The organism is Micromonospora sp. SD19 (genome assembly GCF_054462275.1).
In genome coordinates this window covers 44,515-60,198 of the sequence record NZ_JBTLMN010000003.1, presented here as the reverse complement: position 1 = coordinate 60,198, position 15,684 = coordinate 44,515, and the positions used below count along the sequence as shown (strand labels likewise).

Sequence of the window (15,684 nt, the reverse complement as noted above, 5' to 3'; positions counted from 1 at the left end):
CACAGGCGACGGGGGCCGGGTGCCGGTTCGGTCAGGGTGTGTGGGTGAGCAGGGTGAAGCCCAGGTCAGCCGGGGTCCCGGCCGAGTTGCGGGTCTGCACGAAGACCGCGTTGGGCGTGCTCAGCCGCGGAGCCACCGAGATCTCGCCAGCCGGCGGAATGCAGCAGGCGTCGGACCGCGAGATGGTGGCCAGGAAGGCACCGGCCGTGACGGTGTAGCCGAACTGCACCTCGTACTGGCCGGGGCCGTACTTGATGACGGTGCCGGTGCCGCGCGCCTTGGTGCCGTTGGAGTTGACGACGGTGAAGACGTTGGTGGCCACCAGCGTGCTGGCCGCACCCGCCTTCAGCGCGGCCTTGGCCTTGCGGGCCGACTCGGCGGTGACCGGCGGTTGGGCGTTGCTGCCGCGCGCCGCCGGCTGGACGGCCTCCTGCGGCGCCTTCGCCGACGGCTGGGCGATGGCGATGCCCCCGCCGGCCAGGCTGAGGCCCAGGACGGCGAACGTGACCGCCGCCAACTTACGTCGGAAGGATGTACTCATGACAGGTCCCCCTTGTGTGACCGTGCGAATTCGGCCGACCCGCGGGGCGGGACGGATGACTGCCCATAAATAGGAGTACGACGACTGCTGGGCGAGGGAAAGCCAACTCACTGGCACCCTGGTAGATTGATTTCTCGGCAATCTACATCCCATCTGAGCTGCGGATACTACTCAGAGTTGCGTCGTTTGAGCCAGATGGAACGTAGCACCGGAAAAAGCAGACAGTCAATAGTTGATCTCGCTTTTCCGAGGTGTCAACCAGCCGTCAGATAATTGTGAAATGTGAGAGCGTCATCATTCATGAAATGGTTTCTGACGCTCGGCTACGATCATCAGCGTGACCGTCGAGGCTGCACCCGCGCACCGGTTCACCCGGCTTCGCACGGTGCTCTGGTGGCTTGCCGTCGCACCCACAGCGCTCTGGGCGGCCGCCCGGCTGCTCGGCGTGGACCGGGGGCCGTTGGTGCAGGCGCTCGCCTTCACCCCGTACGTCGCGGGCGTCAGCGTGCTGGTCCTGGCCCTCGCGCTCGCCCTACGGCGCTGGTGGCCGGCGGCGCTCGCGGCAGTGGCGGCGGTGGCGCTGCTCGGCACCGTCGCACCGCGGGCGCTGGCCAGCCCGCAGCCGGCGGCGGCCGGGCCGACCGTGCGGCTGCTCACCGCCAACCTGCTCGCCGGCACCGGTGACGCGCGGACGCTCGTGGAGCTGGTCCGGCGACACCAGGTCGACGTGCTCACCGTGCAGGAGTTCACCCCGGACGCGCAGGCCGCCCTGGACCAGCTCGGCCTCGACACGCTGCTGCCGCACCGGCAGCTCAACCCGGAGATCGGCACCGCCGGGTCGGGGCTCTACTCGCGGTGGCCGATCAGCGACGTCGGCGTCCGGCGCAACCTCGAAGGTTGGGGCTTCAGCCAGGCGTACGCGACGGTGTCCGTCCCCGGTGGGCCCCCGGTCCGCGTCGAGTCCGCCCACCCGTCGGCGCCGTACGCCCTGGACCAGGTGGGCGCCTGGCGGGCCGACCTGACCGCCCAACCACCGGCCACTCCGGACGGCGGCCTGCGGATCCTCGCCGGGGATTTCAACGCCACCCTCGACCACAGCCCACTGCGGGCCCTGCTGCGCACCGGTTACGTCGACGCCGCCGACGCCACCGGACAGGGCCTGACCGGCACCTGGGGCCCGTACGACGGCGACCTCATCCCACCCGTCGCCATCGACCACATCCTGGTCGACCACCGGATAGCGGTCCGCTCGGTGCGGGTGCTCGCCCTACCCGGCAGCGACCACCGCCCCGTCCAAGCCACCCTCACCCTCCCCACCCCCTAACCCCCGCGCCCGCGCCCGCCCCTCCCCCGCCCGCCCGCCCGCCCCGCCCGCGATCTTGCGCTTTCTGTCCCGTCATAACGAGCAAAAGCCTTGTATCGACGACACAAAGTGCAAGATCGCGGGCGGGGGTGGGGGTGGGGTGGGGGTGGGGTTAGACGGGGGTGGGGGCGAGGCCGTAGGTCAGGGCGTCGACCAGGGCGTGCCAGCTGGCCTCGACGACGTTCGGGTGGACGCCTACCGTGGTCCAGTCCCGGCCGCTGCTGTCGGAGGTCTCCAGCAGCACCCGGGTCACCGCGCCCGTGCCGTGGCTGCCCTCCAGGATGCGCACCTTGTAGTCGGCCAACTCGAAGTCGCGCAGCTGCGGGTAGTGCCGGGTCAGCCCCACCCGCAGCGCCTCGTCGAGGGCGTTGACCGGGCCGTTGCCCTCGGCGGTGGCGATCACCCGCTCACCGCGAACCCGGATCTTGACGGTGGCCTCGGAGACCACCCCGCCATCCTCGCGGTGCTCGACCAACACCCGGTACGACTCCAGGGTGAACGGTCGGGCCGGGCTTCCCTCGGGCAGCTCGGAGCGGACCAGCAACTCGAAGGACGCGTCGGCCGCCTCGAAGGACCAACCACCCGCTTCCAACTCCTTGACCCGCTTGGTGACCCGGGTCAGGGCGTCCGGGCTGCTGCCCAGGTCCAGGCCCAGCTCGCGGCTCTTCAGCTCGACGCTGGCCCGACCGGCCATCTCGGTGACCAGGATCCGCATGTCGTTGCCCACCACCGACGGGTCCACGTGGTTGTAGAGCAACGGGTCGACCTTGATCGCGCTCGCGTGCAGCCCCGCCTTGTGGGCGAAGGCGGCGGCCCCGGCGTACGCCTGGTGGGTGTCGGGGGCGATGTTGGCGATCTCGGCGATGGCGTGCGAGACCCGCACCATCTGTGCCAGGCAGCCCTCCGGTAGGACGGGCATGCCCAGCTTGAGTTCAAGGTTCGCGACGACCGCGAAGATGTCGGCGTTGCCCGGGCGTTCGCCGTACCCGTTGGCGGTGCCCTGCACGTGGCGGACGCCCGCCTCCACGGCGGCGATCGTGTTGGCCACGGCGCAGGCGGTGTCGTTCTGGGCGTGTATGCCGAACAGCGCGGGGTCGATTCCCAGCCGGTCGGTCAGGTCGCGGATCACGGCGGTCACCTGGGACGGCAGCATGCCGCCGTTGGTGTCGCAGAGCACCATCCGCTCGGCGCCGGCGGCGAGCGCGGTCTGCACCACCGCCGCACCGTACGCGGGGTCGTGCCGGTAGCCGTCGAAGAAGTGTTCGCCGTCGACGAAGACCCGGCGGCCCTCGCGGACGAGGTGGTCGACGGTGTCGTGGATCATCGCCAGGTTCTCCGCGCCGGTGGTCCGCAGCGCGCGCTCGACGTGCCGGGTGTCGGCCTTGGCGACCAGGGCCACCGCCGTCGTCTGCGCGTCCAGCAGGGCGCGCACCTGGGGGTCGTCGGCGACGGAGACGCCGGCCTTGCGGGTGGCGCCGAACGCGACGAGCACGGCGTGCCGCAGATCCAGTTCGGTGCGGGCGCGCCGGAAGAACTCGGTGTCCTTGGGTACCGCGCCCGGCCAGCCGCCCTCGATGAAGCCGACGCCGAACTCGTCGAGCAGCCGGGCCACGGCCAGCTTGTCGACCACCGAGTAGGTGAGCCCCTCGCGCTGGGCGCCGTCGCGCAACGTGGTGTCGAAGACCTGGAACGTCATCAGGATCCTTTCTCGGAGCAACAAAAAGACCTCCCGCGGATGCGGGAGGTCTGCGCGCTCGGCAGAGGGGAGAGCCGGCGCGCTAGGTCGCAATAATCAGGACGGTGCGTGTCACGATGGCTACTCTGCCACCCCGCCCATGGTTTTGGGAGGAACAATCCACATGGCGAGACGATTACTGAGCGTTCGTTCAGCTCGAGCCATCGCCCGTGATCGGCTTCACACGCCACCAGGGCGCCCACCGGCAGGAACAGCGGTGCGGAAGCATCTGGAACTGGCCACGTGCCAGTTGCAAGGAGGACCCGTGCTCACCGTCAGTGACCGCTTACCTGAGCACGGACTCACCGCCTGCGTATCGCTGGGCGCCACCAACGCGTCCAAGACGATCAACCACGCGTCCCACGAGGGCAAGTGGCGTCTGGTCTTCGTCGGGCTGATGGACGAGACCTCCATCAGCCCGGCGGAGATCGCCGGGGTGTGACCATGGGCCTGGACGCGCTCACCGCGGCCCTGCCGGCGTACGCCACGGACACCAGGCTCAACCTGGGCTCCACCCTCGGCGCGTCGACGTTGACCCCGACGCAGACCTGGGGCACCGCGCTGGCCTCTGCGGTGGCCGCCCGCAACCCGGTGGTGCTGCGGGAGATCGCGGCCGAGGCGCTCGGACACCTCGGGCCGGAGGGGGTCGAGGCCGCCAAGGGCGCCGCGGCGATCATGGCGATGACCAACATCTACTACCGGGCCAAGCACCTCCTCGACGACGCGCGGTACGCCTCGATGCCGGCCCGACTGCGGATGCAGATCGTCGCGCGGCCGGGGGTGGACAAGGGCGACTTCAAGCTCTGGTGCCTCGCCGTGTCGACCATCAACGACTGCGACGTGTGCGTGCGTTCGCACGAGAAGACGCTGCGCGACAAGGGCTTCACCCCGGAACAGGTGCACGAGGCCCTGCGGATCGCCGCCGTGGTGCACGCCGCTGCGGTCACCCTGGACGCCGAGGCCGCGCTGGCCTGAGCTGGTACGCCGTTTCCGGCCCCCGACGGCCGGGTAGCTCCGACGGAGACATGAGTTGCTCGGTGACAGTCAGGAGTGAACGGCATGGACAGGATCGATCCGCACGCCACCCACGCCGGGCCGGACCCGCTACGCGGGGGTGACCAGGGCACGGTGCCCGGCGGCGCGCCGGCCGGCACGTTCGACCCCTGGCGCTACCGCGACCAGGCCGGCGTGGCCGACGTCGACCTGGTCGGCTACAAGGTCGAGGCTACCGACGGTGGAATCGGCAAAATCGACAGCGCCAGTCACGAGGTGGGCGGCAGCTACCTGGTAGTGGACACCGGGCCGTGGATCTTCGGCAAGAAGGTGATGCTTCCGGCCGGCACCGTCAACCAGGTCGACCACGACCAGCGCACCGTCTCCGTCGACCGGACCCGGGACCAGATCAAGGCCGCCCCGGAGTACGACGAGAGCAGCCACAGCGACCCGAGCTACCGGGACCAGCTGGGTGGCTACTACGACGAGACGTACGGCGCGCTGCCGCCCGGCACGGCCCGGTGACTGTCCGACCCGACGGCCGGTGGGGCGATGTCCCACCGGCCGTTACCGTGTGACAGTGGACACCACCGAGGACGACCCCCAGCTCTCGCTCCCCGCCACCTTCAACTTCCGCGACGTCGGTGGCTACGTCGGCCACGACGACCGGACCGTGCGCCGGGGCCGGCTCTACCGCTCCGACTCGCTGCACCGCCTCACCGAGCAGGACCAGGACGCGTTCGCCGCGATCGGAATCCGCACCGTCATCGACCTGCGCCGCCCCACCGAGGTGGAGCGGGACGGTCGGGTGCCGGCGTACCAGGGCCTGACCTACCGGCACATCCACCCGGAGCATGCCGACTGGGCGGGCACGCCGCACGAGGAGGGCGCGAGCCTGGCGCGCTACCTCGCGGACCGGTACGCCGACCTGGCCCAGACCGGCACCGCCGGGCTGGCCGAGGCGGTCGGGTTGATCGCCGACTCCGCCAACGCCCCGGTGGTGGTGCACTGCGTCGCCGGCAAGGACCGCACCGGGATCGTCTGCGCGTTGACCCTGGCCGTGCTCGGCGTCGACGACGCGGACATCAGCGCGGACTACGCGTTGAGCAGCGCGGCGTCGGCCCGCTACAGCGCCTGGCTGGCCTCCGTCACCCCGGACGGTGTTGACGTGCCGGCACCGTTCCTGAGCTCACCCGCCGAGGCCATGCAGATCTTCCTCAACGAGCTGCGCGAGGGGCACGGCTCGGTCGAGGCGTACCTGCGCCACGCCGGGGTGACCGACGAGCAGCTCGCCGCGCTGCGCGACCACCTGCTCGACGAACCCGCCCAGGCCTGGGCCGACGACGACGCGCCGGGCGGCGTCGGGCACGGCTGACTGCGCCGGCCCGTCCGGGTGGGCGGGCCGGCCACAGCGACGGAGGTCAGAAGACCCGCTGCACCCAGCCGTACGGGTCGGCCGCCGTGCCCCGCTGGATGTCGACCAGCTGCTGGCGCAGGGCCATGGTGACCTGGCCGGGCTCGCCACCACCGATCAGGAACTCACCGTCCGGGAAGCGGACCCCACCGATCGGGGTGATGACCGCGGCGGTGCCGCAGGCGAACACCTCCCGTAGGCGACCGCTGGCGGCGTCGGCCTGCCAGTCGGCGAAGCTGACCGGCAGCTCCTCGACCCGGTGCCCGGCCGCGCCGGCCAGCGCGAGGACGGCGTCGCGGGTGATGCCCGGCAGGATCGTGCCGGTCAACGGTGGGGTGACCACAGTGCCGTCGTCGTAGACGAAGAAGACGTTCATGCCGCCCAGTTCGTCGACGAACCGGCGCTCCACCGCGTCCAGGAAGACGACCTGGTCGCAGCCGGCCTCGATGGCCTCCGCCTGCGCCGCCAACGACGCGGCATAGTTGCCGCCGCACTTGGCCGCGCCGGTGCCACCGGGCGCGGCCCGGGTGTAGTCCGGAGAGACCCAGACGGTGACCGGCTTCACGCCACCGCTGAAGTACGCCCCGACCGGTGAGGCGATCACCATGTAGAGGTACTCGTTGGCCGGGCGGACGCCGAGGAAGACCTCGCTGGCGAACATGAACGGCCGCAGGTAGAGGCTGCCGTCCTCGCCGGTGGGGATCCACTCACGGTCGATCTCGATCAGCTTGTGCAACGAGTCGACGAACACCTCCGGCGGCAGCACCGGCATCGCCATCCGCTGCGCGGAGGTGGCGAAACGGGCGGCGTTGGCGTCCGGCCGGAACATCGTCACACCACCGTCGGCCGTGCGGTACGCCTTGAGCCCTTCGAAGATCTCCTGCGCGTAGTGCAGCACCGCGCTGGCCGGGTCCATCGGGATCGGGCCCCGCGCCTCCACCCGGGCGTCGTACCAGCCCTTGCCGTCGGCGTAGCGGACGGTGACCATGTGGTCGGTGAAGACCCGGCCGAACCCGGGGTTGACCAGGAGGGCGGCCCGATCGGCGGCGGATACCGGCGCGGCATTCGGACGGATCTCGAAGTCGAGCTTGTCACCACCGCTCATCGCGCTGACCTCCCTGCGGAACAACGGCATGCGGGACCGCACACCGAGATGGTTGTGCCAGAAACCTACCCCGAACGGTCGTTCAGCGGGTAGCGCCGGTCGGGCCGGCCGGACGGCACCGGGCGGACCGGCGCCGGGCCGGTCGCCGGGCGGGCCGGGACGGTCAGGCTACGGCGTGGGCCGCGAGCCGGTCGCCGACCTCTTCGGTACGCAGCGGTACGCCCGGAACCCGACTGGCCAGCTCGGCGGCGACCGCCGCGTTGACCCGGGCGGCGGACTCGGCGTGCCCGAGCTGATCCAGCAGCAACGCGGCGGAGAGCACGGCGGCGACCGGGTCGGCGATGCCCTGACCGGCGATGTCCGGCGCCGAGCCGTGCACCGGCTCGAACATCGAGGGGTACGCCCCCTCGGGGTTGATGCAGCCGCTGGCGGCCAGCCCGATGCCGCCGGTGACGGCCGCGGCGATGTCGGTGAGGATGTCGCCGAAGAGGTTGTCGGTGACCACCACGTCGTAGCGCTGCGGCTGGGTGACGAGGAACATGGCCGCCGCGTCGACGTGCTGGTATTCGGTGGCGACATCCGGGTGCTCGGCGGCGACGGCGTCGAACGTGCGCGCCCAGAGCGACCCGGCGTGGGTGAGCACGTTGGTCTTGTGCACGAGGGTGACCTTGCGCCGCTCCCGGCGGCCGGCGCGGGCGAACGCGTCGCGGATCACCCGCTCCACGCCGTGGCGGGTGTTCAGGCTCTCCTCGGTGGCGATTTCGGCCGGAGTGTCCCGGTGCAGGGAGCCACCGGCACCGGCGTAGAGCCCCTCGGTGCCCTCGCGCACCACCACGAGGTCGACCTCGCCCGGCTTCACGTTGCCCAGCGGACCGGTGACCCCGGGCCAGAGCCGGGACGGGCGCAGGTTGACGTACTGGTCGAAGGCGAAACGGAGCTTGAGCAGCAGCCCCCGCTCCAGCACCCCCGGCGGGACCGTCGGGTCACCGACCGCGCCGAGCAGGATCGCGTCGTGCCCGGCCAGCTCGGCCAGCACCGAGTCGGGCAGCACCTCACCGGTACGGTGCCAGCGGGCGGCACCGAGGTCGTACTCGGTGGCCTGCACGTCGGGCAGCACCGCGTCGAGAACCTTGCGGGCCTGCGCGACCACCTCAGGCCCGATGCCGTCCCCGGCCACCACCGCGATCCGCGCCACGACCGCACTCCTCTGCTCAACGGTTCCGTCTGCGCAACGGTACGTCGCCGTCCCGCCTCCCGGTACGCAGCGTCCATGATTTGGGACGCGGGAATGCACAGCACCCTCTCAGCTGAGACTCATGGAGCGATCATCTCCGCTGCGTACGGTAGTGCTCAGTGGGTCGCGGGGGCCCGCTGACCAACGGGGTCGCGATGATGCGGCACCACGTGCGAGGGGGCAGATGCGATGCGCATCGACGAACAGCCACGGACCCGCTGGCCGGACCCGTCCGCGTTCCGCCACCGCCGGCCGGACCTCCGACTCGGCAGCCGCCGGCACCGGATCGACCCGGCCGGCGCCACCGAGGGCCGGATCGCGGTGCAGCACACCGTCCGCACCGCGACCGCCGAGTACACCCTGCTGCTCAACGCGCCCGAGTGGCTCGGCCGCCGGGGCGTGGGCGAGGCGCTGCGGGACAGCGTCGCCGAACTGCGCGCCATCGACCTCACCTACGGCCCCAACCGACCGGAGAGCCTGGTCTCCCGGCTGCGTCGGGGCGAGATCAGCCCCGAGTCGTACCCGCCGCTGGCCGACCTGGTGGACCGCTGCGCCGCGATGCGCGCCGCCACCGACGGGTGGTTCGACGCCTGGGCGGTGCCCGGCGGCTTCGACCCGGGCGGCCTGCTCGGCGGTTGGGCGGTGGAACGCGCCGCGGAGCGGCTGCGCGCCGCCGGCATCCACGACTACGCCGTCCTCGCCGGCGCCGACCTCGTCGTCCGGGGCCGCGCGCCGCACGGAGGGCCCTGGCGGGTCGCCGTGCACCACCCGACCGCACCCGAGCGCGCGCCGCTGGTGCTGGAGATGACCGCTGGCGCCATCGGCACCTCCGGCGTGACCGGACGGCAGGGGCACGTGGTGGACCCGCACACCGGCGAGCCGGCCGAGAACCTCGCCGCCGCCACCGTCGTGGGCCCCGACCTGGCGGTCGCCGACGCCTATGCCACGGCGCTCTACGCCGCCGGCCCCACCGGCCTGGCCTGGTTCCGGGGAAACTCCGACTATCGCGCGCTCTTCGCCCACCGTCGCTGAGCTGGTCGGGCACGCGATCGGCCCCCACGGTCTCGGCAACGACCATGGGGGCCGGTCAGCGACGAGTGCGCGTGGCTCGCACAACCGAGGGGTGCGGACCGGTCGGGCCGGACGTCGACCGCGCCACCCGAAGACGGGCCGGCGCCTCGAACTCGGCCAGTGACCGCAGTGCGTACGCTAGCGAATCGACGCAACTCGACGCAAGAGTCTCCACACCGGACCGTCGGCACCGGAGACTGCGACAATCGGTGGTTGACCGGCGGCGAGGCAATTTCGACATGGTGAACGGCGGATGGCACGCTGTCCGCCGTGAGTTTCGATCTGAGCGTGTGGGCCCTGGAGGACGGGGCGACGCCCGAGGACGTGCGGACAGCGGTCGACGGTTGCCGACAGGGACGGCACGTGGACCGCTACCCCGACCCACGGGTGGTCAGCTTCTACCGGGCGATCACGGCGTCCTATCCGGACCGTCACCCCGGCCCGGACAGCCCCTGGGCGGTGGCGCCGCTGCACGCGGCCCACGACCACGTCGAGTTGAACCTGCACCCGACCTGCGCGGACCAGGTGCTCCTGGACATCGAGCGGTTGGCCGGCGAACACGGGCTGATGCTCTTCGACCCGCAGGACGGCTCTGTCTACCCGCCCCCGGCACGACTGCCCGGCTGACCCGACCAGCGGCAGTAGACGGGAAATGACGAGGGGCCCGGCGAATCGCCAGGCCCCCCACAGTGCTTGTCGGCTGTTACTCGTCGCGCAGGTCGGCGGCGCTGGCCGCGGTGGCACCGATCGACTCGGCGGCCGAGGTGAGCAGGTCGGCGCCGAGCGCCTGGTCGACGGTGAGCGTCATCAGCGTCTCGCCGCCCGCCTCCCGACGCGCCACCTGCATGGCCGCGATGTTGATGCCCGACTCGCCGAGCAGGGTACCGACGGTGCCGACCACACCGGGCCGGTCGGCGTAGCGCAGGAAGAGCAGGATGCCCTCCGCGCCGATCTCCACGTCGAAGCCGTCCACCTCGGTCAGCTTCAGCACGTCGCGAGCGCCGGACTGGGTGACGGTGCCGGAGACACTCACCGTCCGGCCGTCCGGCAGCGCGCCGCGCACCGTGACCAGGGTCGGCTGATCGGCCGTCTCGGCCAGGGTGGCCAGGGTGACCTCGACGCCACGCTCGGCGGCCAGGTGCGGGGCGTTGACGTAGGTGACCTGCTCCTCGACCACGGAGCTGAACAGGCCCTTCGTGGCGGCGAGCTTGAGCACCGACACCTCGTGGCTGACGATCTCACCGCGAACCTCGACAGTGACGCTGGCGGCGACCCCGCCGGCGACAGCGGTGAACGCCCGGCCGAGCTTCTCCGCCAGCGGCAGCAGCGGCCGAACGTCCTCGGCGACCACCCCGCCGGCCTGCACGTTGACCGCGTCCGGGACGAACTCGCCCTGCAACGCCAGCTTCACGCTCTTGGCCACCGCGAGACCGGCCTTGTCCTGCGCCTCGTGGGTGGAGGCGCCCAGGTGCGGGGTGGCCACCACGTTGTCGAAGGCGAACAGCGGCGACGAGGTGCACGGCTCCTTGCTGTACACGTCGACACCGGCGCCGGCGACCCGACCCTCGGCGATCGCGTCCGCGAGCGCCTGCTCGTCGACCAGCCCACCACGGGCGGCGTTGACGATGCGGACGCCGGGCTTGACGATCGCCAGCTCCTTCTCACCGATCAGGCCCACCGTCTCCGGCGTCTTCGGCAGGTGGATGGAGATGAAGTCGCTCTCCCGCAGCAGCTCCTCCAGCCCCACCAGACGAACGCCGAGCTGCGCCGCGCGGGCCGGCTGGATGTACGGGTCGTACGCGATCAGCCGGGTGCCGAACGCGGCGATGCGCTGGGCGAAGAGCACGCCGATGCGGCCGAGCCCGACCACGCCGACGGTCTTGCCCTGCACCTCGACGCCCGTGTACTTGGACCGCTTCCACTCCCCCGCCTTGAGCGCGGCGCTGGCGCTCGCGGTGTTACGCGCCACGGCGAGCAGCAGCGCGACGGCCTGCTCGGCGGCGGAGACGATGTTCGAGGTGGGCGCGTTGACGACCATGACGCCCCGGGCGGTGGCGGCCGGCACCTCGACGTTGTCCAGACCGACGCCCGCGCGGGCGACCACCTTGAGGCGCGGCGCCGCGGCGATGGCCTCGGCGTCGATCTGGGTCGCGCTGCGCACGATGACGGCGTCGGCCTCGGAGAGCGCCGAGAGCAGGGCCGGACGGTCGGTGCCGTCGACGTGACGGACGTCGAAGTCGTGGGCGAGCACCTCGATGGCGGCGGGGGCGAGTTCTTCGGCGATCAGTACGACAGGATTCATCGGTCCTCGTAGAGGTCGTGTTTGCGATCGGCCCGGGCGGCCGGGCGCCGCACTGCGCCCTGCGCTGATCCGTGCCGTGGCCGTCAGGTGCCGGCTGCTGCACCTACAGGCGATCGTAGGGGCCTCGCTGGTCGGCGTGTTCCGGTCTTCGGGGTGAGTGCCCTCACACGCCCGGTCGGGCGACGGACATCGGCCGTTCACCGCGTCGACACGGTCGCTCAGGCCGCGCCGGACCCCGGTGGTGTCGGTCACCCGGTCACCGTGGGCGAGCGGTGGCCCACGAACACCGCCGCCCGACGCATCGACGGGCGGCAGCATGCCGAGCAGCCCCGGGGCGGCGCTGGGGAGAGCGCCAGCCCAGGGGCTGCCGGTGGATCGTCGTCCGGCCGGGCCGGACGGTCAGGCGGTCTCGGTGATCGGGCGGTCAACCCAGCTCATCATGCCGCGCAGCTTCTTGCCGGTCTCCTCGATCGGGTGCGCCGCACCCTCGGCCTGCCACTTGGTGAAGTTGGGCCGGCCGGCCTCGTCCTCGGCGACCCACTCGCGGGCGAACTCGCCGGACTGGATCTCACCCAGGATCTTGCGCATCTCGTCCTTGACCCGGGAGTCGATGATGCGCGAGCCACGCGACAGGTCGCCGTACTCGGCGGTGTCGGAGATGCTGTAGCGCATCTTCGCGATGCCGCCCTCGTACATGAGGTCGACGATCAGCTTCAGCTCGTGCAGGCACTCGAAGTAGGCGACCTCCGGGGCGTAGCCGGCCTCGGTGAGCACCTCGAAGCCGGTCTGCACCAGCGCCGAGGCACCGCCGCAGAGCACCGCCTGCTCGCCGAAGAGGTCGGTCTCGGTCTCCTCGGTGAAGGTGGTCTTGATCGCGCCGGCCCGGGTGCCGCCGATCCCCTTGGCGTAGGCGAGCGCGAGCGCGAGCGCGTTGCCGCTGGCGTCCTGCTCGACGGCGACGAGACAGGGCACGCCCTTGCCGTCGCTGTACTGGCGGCGGACCAGGTGGCCGGGGCCCTTGGGCGCGACCATCGCCACGTCCACCTCGGCCGGCGGCTTGATCAGGCCGTACCGGATGTTGAAGCCGTGGCCGAAGAAGATCGCCTTGCCGGGGGTGAGGTGCGGGGCGATCGACTCCGCGTAGATCCCGCGCTGGGCGGTGTCCGGTGCGAGCACCATGATCACGTCGGCCTCGGCGGCGGCCTGCGCCGGCGTGACGACCCGCAGGCCCTGCTCCTCAGCCTTGGGACGGCTCTTCGAGCCCTCCGGCAGACCGATCACCACGTCGACGCCGGAGTCACGCAGCGAGAGCGCGTGGGCGTGGCCCTGGCTGCCGTAACCGATGACCGCGACCTTCTTGGCCTGGATCAGGCCGAGGTCGGCATCGTCGTCGTAGTACACCTCAACGCTCATGAGAACTTCCCTTTCGTACGACGGCCGGGGCGGCCCGTCGTGGTCTGTGCGGATGAATTTCCGGGGCGGCCCGCCGGGGCCGACCGGCGGCCGGTCAGGCGGCCCGCAGCGCGGGACCGGCGGTGATCGAACGCGAGCCGCGCCCGATGGCCACCAGCCCGGACTGGACCATTTCCTTGATGCCGAAGGACTCGAGGTCGCGCAGGAGCGCGTCGAGCTTGTCCGGGGTGCCGGTGGCCTCGATGGTCAGCGTGTCCGGTGCGACGTCGACCACCCGGGCCCGGAACAGGTTGACGGTCTCCAGCACCTGCGAGCGCGCGGCCCGGTCGGCGCGAACCTTTACCAGCAGCAACTCCCGGGCAACCGAGACCTGCGGATCCAGCTCAACGATCTTGAGCACGTTGACCAGCTTGTTCAGCTGCTTGGTGACCTGCTCCAGCGGGGACGACTCCGCGTTGACCACGATGGTGATCCGGGAGACGTCCGGGTTCTCGGTCTCGCCGACGGCGAGACTGTCGATGTTGAACCCCCGCCGGGAGAACAGGCCCGAGACCCGGGCGAGCACGCCGGGCTTGTTCTCCACCAGCACCGAAAGCGTATGCATAGTCATGATCAGATGTCATCCTCGTCGAAGACCGGGCGGACGCCACGGGCGAACATGATCTCGTCATTGCTGGTGCCGGCGGCGACCATCGGCCAGACCATCGCGTCCTTGCCGACCACAAAGTCGATCACCACGGGCGCGTCGTTGATCTCCATGGCGGCGGCGATGGTCTTGTCCACGTCAGCGGCGTTCTCGCAGCGCAGCCCGACGCAGCCCAGCGCCTCGGCGAGCTTGACGAAGTCGGGGATGCGGTGCTTGTGGGTGCCGAGCTCGGTGTTGGAGTAACGCTCGTTGTAGAAGAGCGTCTGCCACTGCCGGACCATCCCCAGATTGCCGTTGTTGATCACGGCGATCTTGACCGGGATGCCCTCCAGCGCGCAGGTGGCCAACTCCTGGTTGGTCATCTGGAAGCAGCCGTCACCGTCCACCGCCCAGACCACCGTGTCCGGCTTGCCGACCTTGGCGCCCATCGCCGCCGGCACCGCATAACCCATCGTGCCGAGACCGCCGGAGTTCAACCAGGTGTGCGGCTTCTCGTACGAGATGAACTGCGACGCCCACATCTGGTGCTGACCCACCCCGGCCACGAAGATCGCGTCCGGGCCGACGATCTCGCCCAGTCGCTTGATCACGTACTGCGGGGACAGCGTGCCGTCGGACGGCTCGTCGTAGCCCAGCGGGTAACGGTCGCGCAGGTCGTTCAGCTGCGTCCACCAGTCACCGAGGTCGGCGGTACGCCCCGCCGACCGCTCGGCGCTGACCGCGACGATCAACTCGTCGATGACGTGCTTGGCGTCGCCGACGATCGGCACGTCCACGTGCCGGTTCTTGCCGATCTCCGCCGGGTCGATGTCCGCGTGGACCACAGCCGCGTCCGGGGCGAACGAGTCCAGCTTGCCGGTGACGCGATCGTCGAAACGCGCGCCCAGCGCGACGATCAGATCCGCCTTCTGCAGGCCGTAGACCGCGGCGACGGTGCCGTGCATGCCGGGCATCCCCAGGTGCTGCTGATGCGAGTCGGGGAACGCCCCGAGCGCCATCAACGTGGTGACGACCGGGATGCCGGTCAGCTCGGCCAGCCGATGCAGCCCGTCGGTGGCACCGGCCTTGAGCACGCCGCCGCCGACATAGAGCACCGGCCGTCGGGCGCCAGCCATCAGCCGCGCCGCCTCCCGGATCTGCTTGCCGTGCGGGTGCAGGGTCGGCCGGTAGCCGGGCAGGTCCAGCGTGGGCGGCCAGGAGAAGGTGGTCGGCGCCTGGAGCACGTCCTTGGGGATGTCGACCAGGACCGGGCCGGGTCGCCCGCTGCTGGCCAGGTGGAACGCCTCGGCCAGCACCCGGGGGATCTCCTCGGCGTTCTGCACGAGGAAGTTGTGCTTGGTGATCGGCAGGGTGATGCCCTGGATGTCCGCCTCCTGGAAGGCGTCGGTGCCGATCGACGGGCGGGCCACCTGACCGGTGATCGCGACCATCGCCACCGAGTCCATGTACGCGTCGGCGATCGGGGTGACCAGGTTCGTCGCACCCGGGCCGGAGGTGGCGATGCAGACGCCGACCTTGCCGGTGGCCTGCGCGTAACCGGTCGCCGCGTGCCCCGCGCCCTGCTCGTGCCGCACCAGGATGTGCCGGACCGTCGAGTCGTAGAGCGGGTCGTACGCCGGCAGGATCGCGCCGCCCGGAATGCCGAAGACGACGTCGACGTCGAGCGCCTCAAGGGACCGCACGAGCGAGCCGGCCCCGGAAACCTGGGTCGCGGCGGCGGGCCGTACCGCCGGGGTGGCCGGGGTGGCCGTGCGCGTGCCGGCCTGGTCGACGTCGAGGGTCGGGTCGGCGGCCGCGCGGGCCCGGCGGGCGGTGTGGGCGAGGGTCTCGGGCGTGGGTCTCGTCATGGCGGTTCTGGCCTTCGGCT

General features: G+C 71.3%; 15 protein-coding genes. 7 read left to right on the top strand and 8 right to left on the bottom strand.

Translation table 11 applies throughout. From position 1 onward, the window contains the following. Positions 1-31 precede the first annotated feature (31 nt). Positions 32-541, bottom strand: a complete 510-nt coding sequence (locus ACX27O_RS12725) for a hypothetical protein (RefSeq protein WP_030335359.1) — start codon at positions 539-541, stop codon at positions 32-34. 385 nt (positions 542-926) lie between these two features. On the opposite strand from ACX27O_RS12725, the gene ACX27O_RS12720 reads away from it, so the two are divergent. Continuing rightward, on the top strand, positions 927-1,865 hold the full coding sequence (locus ACX27O_RS12720) for an endonuclease/exonuclease/phosphatase family protein (protein ID WP_030335360.1): 939 nt from the start codon (positions 927-929) through the stop codon (positions 1,863-1,865). Between the two features lie 151 nt (positions 1,866-2,016). On the opposite strand, the gene cimA is transcribed toward ACX27O_RS12720, so the two are convergent. Continuing rightward, on the bottom strand, positions 2,017-3,600 hold the full coding sequence (gene cimA, locus ACX27O_RS12715; RefSeq protein ID WP_030337249.1) for a citramalate synthase: 1,584 nt from the start codon (positions 3,598-3,600) through the stop codon (positions 2,017-2,019). Between the two features lie 304 nt (positions 3,601-3,904). On the opposite strand from cimA, the gene ACX27O_RS12710 reads away from it, so the two are divergent. From ACX27O_RS12710 to ACX27O_RS12695, 4 genes are all read left to right on the top strand, one after another. Then, positions 3,905-4,081 carry a hypothetical protein gene (locus ACX27O_RS12710; RefSeq protein ID WP_458939483.1) on the top strand — a complete coding sequence of 59 codons (177 nt, stop codon included), beginning with the start codon at positions 3,905-3,907 and terminating at the stop codon, positions 4,079-4,081. A 2-nt stretch (positions 4,082-4,083) separates the two neighbouring features. Continuing rightward, entirely contained in the window at positions 4,084-4,614 is a 531-nt protein-coding gene (locus ACX27O_RS12705; RefSeq protein WP_458939482.1) for a carboxymuconolactone decarboxylase family protein, read from the top strand. A gap of 84 nt (positions 4,615-4,698) precedes the next feature. Further along, complete coding sequence (locus ACX27O_RS12700) at positions 4,699-5,157, top strand: hypothetical protein (RefSeq protein ID WP_030337245.1); 459 nt, start codon at positions 4,699-4,701, stop codon at positions 5,155-5,157. A 55-nt stretch (positions 5,158-5,212) separates the two neighbouring features. Further along, a complete protein-coding gene (locus ACX27O_RS12695; protein ID WP_051708838.1) occupies positions 5,213-6,007 on the top strand; it encodes a tyrosine-protein phosphatase in 795 nt (264 codons plus the stop codon). Between the two features lie 46 nt (positions 6,008-6,053). On the opposite strand, the gene ACX27O_RS12690 is transcribed toward ACX27O_RS12695, so the two are convergent. Beyond that, positions 6,054-7,151: a branched-chain amino acid aminotransferase gene (locus ACX27O_RS12690; protein ID WP_458939481.1), complete on the bottom strand. Its 1,098-nt coding sequence runs from the start codon at positions 7,149-7,151 to the stop codon at positions 6,054-6,056. A gap of 163 nt (positions 7,152-7,314) precedes the next feature. Then, a complete protein-coding gene (locus ACX27O_RS12685; protein ID WP_358138033.1) occupies positions 7,315-8,346 on the bottom strand; it encodes a 3-isopropylmalate dehydrogenase in 1,032 nt (343 codons plus the stop codon). Positions 8,347-8,574: 228 nt separating this feature from the next. Here ACX27O_RS12685 and ACX27O_RS12680 point away from each other — a divergent pair, with 228 nt between their 5' ends. After that, positions 8,575-9,417 carry an FAD:protein FMN transferase gene (locus ACX27O_RS12680; protein WP_030337239.1) on the top strand — a complete coding sequence of 281 codons (843 nt, stop codon included), beginning with the start codon at positions 8,575-8,577 and terminating at the stop codon, positions 9,415-9,417. Positions 9,418-9,726: 309 nt separating this feature from the next. Continuing rightward, complete coding sequence (locus ACX27O_RS12675; RefSeq protein WP_030337238.1) at positions 9,727-10,083, top strand: hypothetical protein; 357 nt, start codon at positions 9,727-9,729, stop codon at positions 10,081-10,083. A 76-nt stretch (positions 10,084-10,159) separates the two neighbouring features. Here the strand turns inward: ACX27O_RS12675 and serA are convergent, their stop codons facing one another. The 4 genes from serA to ACX27O_RS12655 all read right to left on the bottom strand — a co-directional run bounded on the left by serA (position 10,160) and on the right by ACX27O_RS12655 (position 15,664). Further along, complete coding sequence (serA, locus tag ACX27O_RS12670) at positions 10,160-11,758, bottom strand: phosphoglycerate dehydrogenase (RefSeq protein WP_030337236.1); 1,599 nt, start codon at positions 11,756-11,758, stop codon at positions 10,160-10,162. A 399-nt stretch (positions 11,759-12,157) separates the two neighbouring features. Further along, complete coding sequence (ilvC, locus tag ACX27O_RS12665) at positions 12,158-13,171, bottom strand: ketol-acid reductoisomerase (RefSeq protein ID WP_030337234.1); 1,014 nt, start codon at positions 13,169-13,171, stop codon at positions 12,158-12,160. Positions 13,172-13,265: 94 nt separating this feature from the next. Further along, positions 13,266-13,781, bottom strand: coding sequence for an acetolactate synthase small subunit (ilvN, locus tag ACX27O_RS12660; protein ID WP_030337232.1), 516 nt, complete (start codon positions 13,779-13,781; stop codon positions 13,266-13,268). A 2-nt stretch (positions 13,782-13,783) separates the two neighbouring features. Beyond that, the gene (locus tag ACX27O_RS12655; protein WP_210858358.1) at positions 13,784-15,664 is read right to left on the bottom strand and encodes an acetolactate synthase large subunit; all 1,881 of its coding nucleotides are present in this window, start codon (positions 15,662-15,664) and stop codon (positions 13,784-13,786) included. Between the last annotated feature and the right edge of the window lie 20 nt (positions 15,665-15,684).

What these genes read in the sequence shown, in the direction of transcription:
- ACX27O_RS12725 (WP_030335359.1), bottom strand. Translation starts at nt 541, where the DNA reads ATGAGTACATCCTTCCGACGTAAGTTGGCGGCGGTCACGTTCGCCGTC.
- cimA (WP_030337249.1), bottom strand. Translation starts at nt 3,600, where the DNA reads ATGACGTTCCAGGTCTTCGACACCACGTTGCGCGACGGCGCCCAGCGC.
- ACX27O_RS12705 (WP_458939482.1), top strand. Translation starts at nt 4,084, where the DNA reads ATGGGCCTGGACGCGCTCACCGCGGCCCTGCCGGCGTACGCCACGGAC.
- ACX27O_RS12700 (WP_030337245.1), top strand. Translation starts at nt 4,699, where the DNA reads ATGGACAGGATCGATCCGCACGCCACCCACGCCGGGCCGGACCCGCTA.
- ACX27O_RS12690 (WP_458939481.1), bottom strand. Translation starts at nt 7,151, where the DNA reads ATGAGCGGTGGTGACAAGCTCGACTTCGAGATCCGTCCGAATGCCGCG.
- ACX27O_RS12680 (WP_030337239.1), top strand. Translation starts at nt 8,575, where the DNA reads ATGCGCATCGACGAACAGCCACGGACCCGCTGGCCGGACCCGTCCGCG.
- serA (WP_030337236.1), bottom strand. Translation starts at nt 11,758, where the DNA reads ATGAATCCTGTCGTACTGATCGCCGAAGAACTCGCCCCCGCCGCCATC.
- ilvC (WP_030337234.1), bottom strand. Translation starts at nt 13,171, where the DNA reads ATGAGCGTTGAGGTGTACTACGACGACGATGCCGACCTCGGCCTGATC.
- ilvN (WP_030337232.1), bottom strand. Translation starts at nt 13,781, where the DNA reads ATGACTATGCATACGCTTTCGGTGCTGGTGGAGAACAAGCCCGGCGTG.
- ACX27O_RS12655 (WP_210858358.1), bottom strand. Translation starts at nt 15,664, where the DNA reads ATGACGAGACCCACGCCCGAGACCCTCGCCCACACCGCCCGCCGGGCC.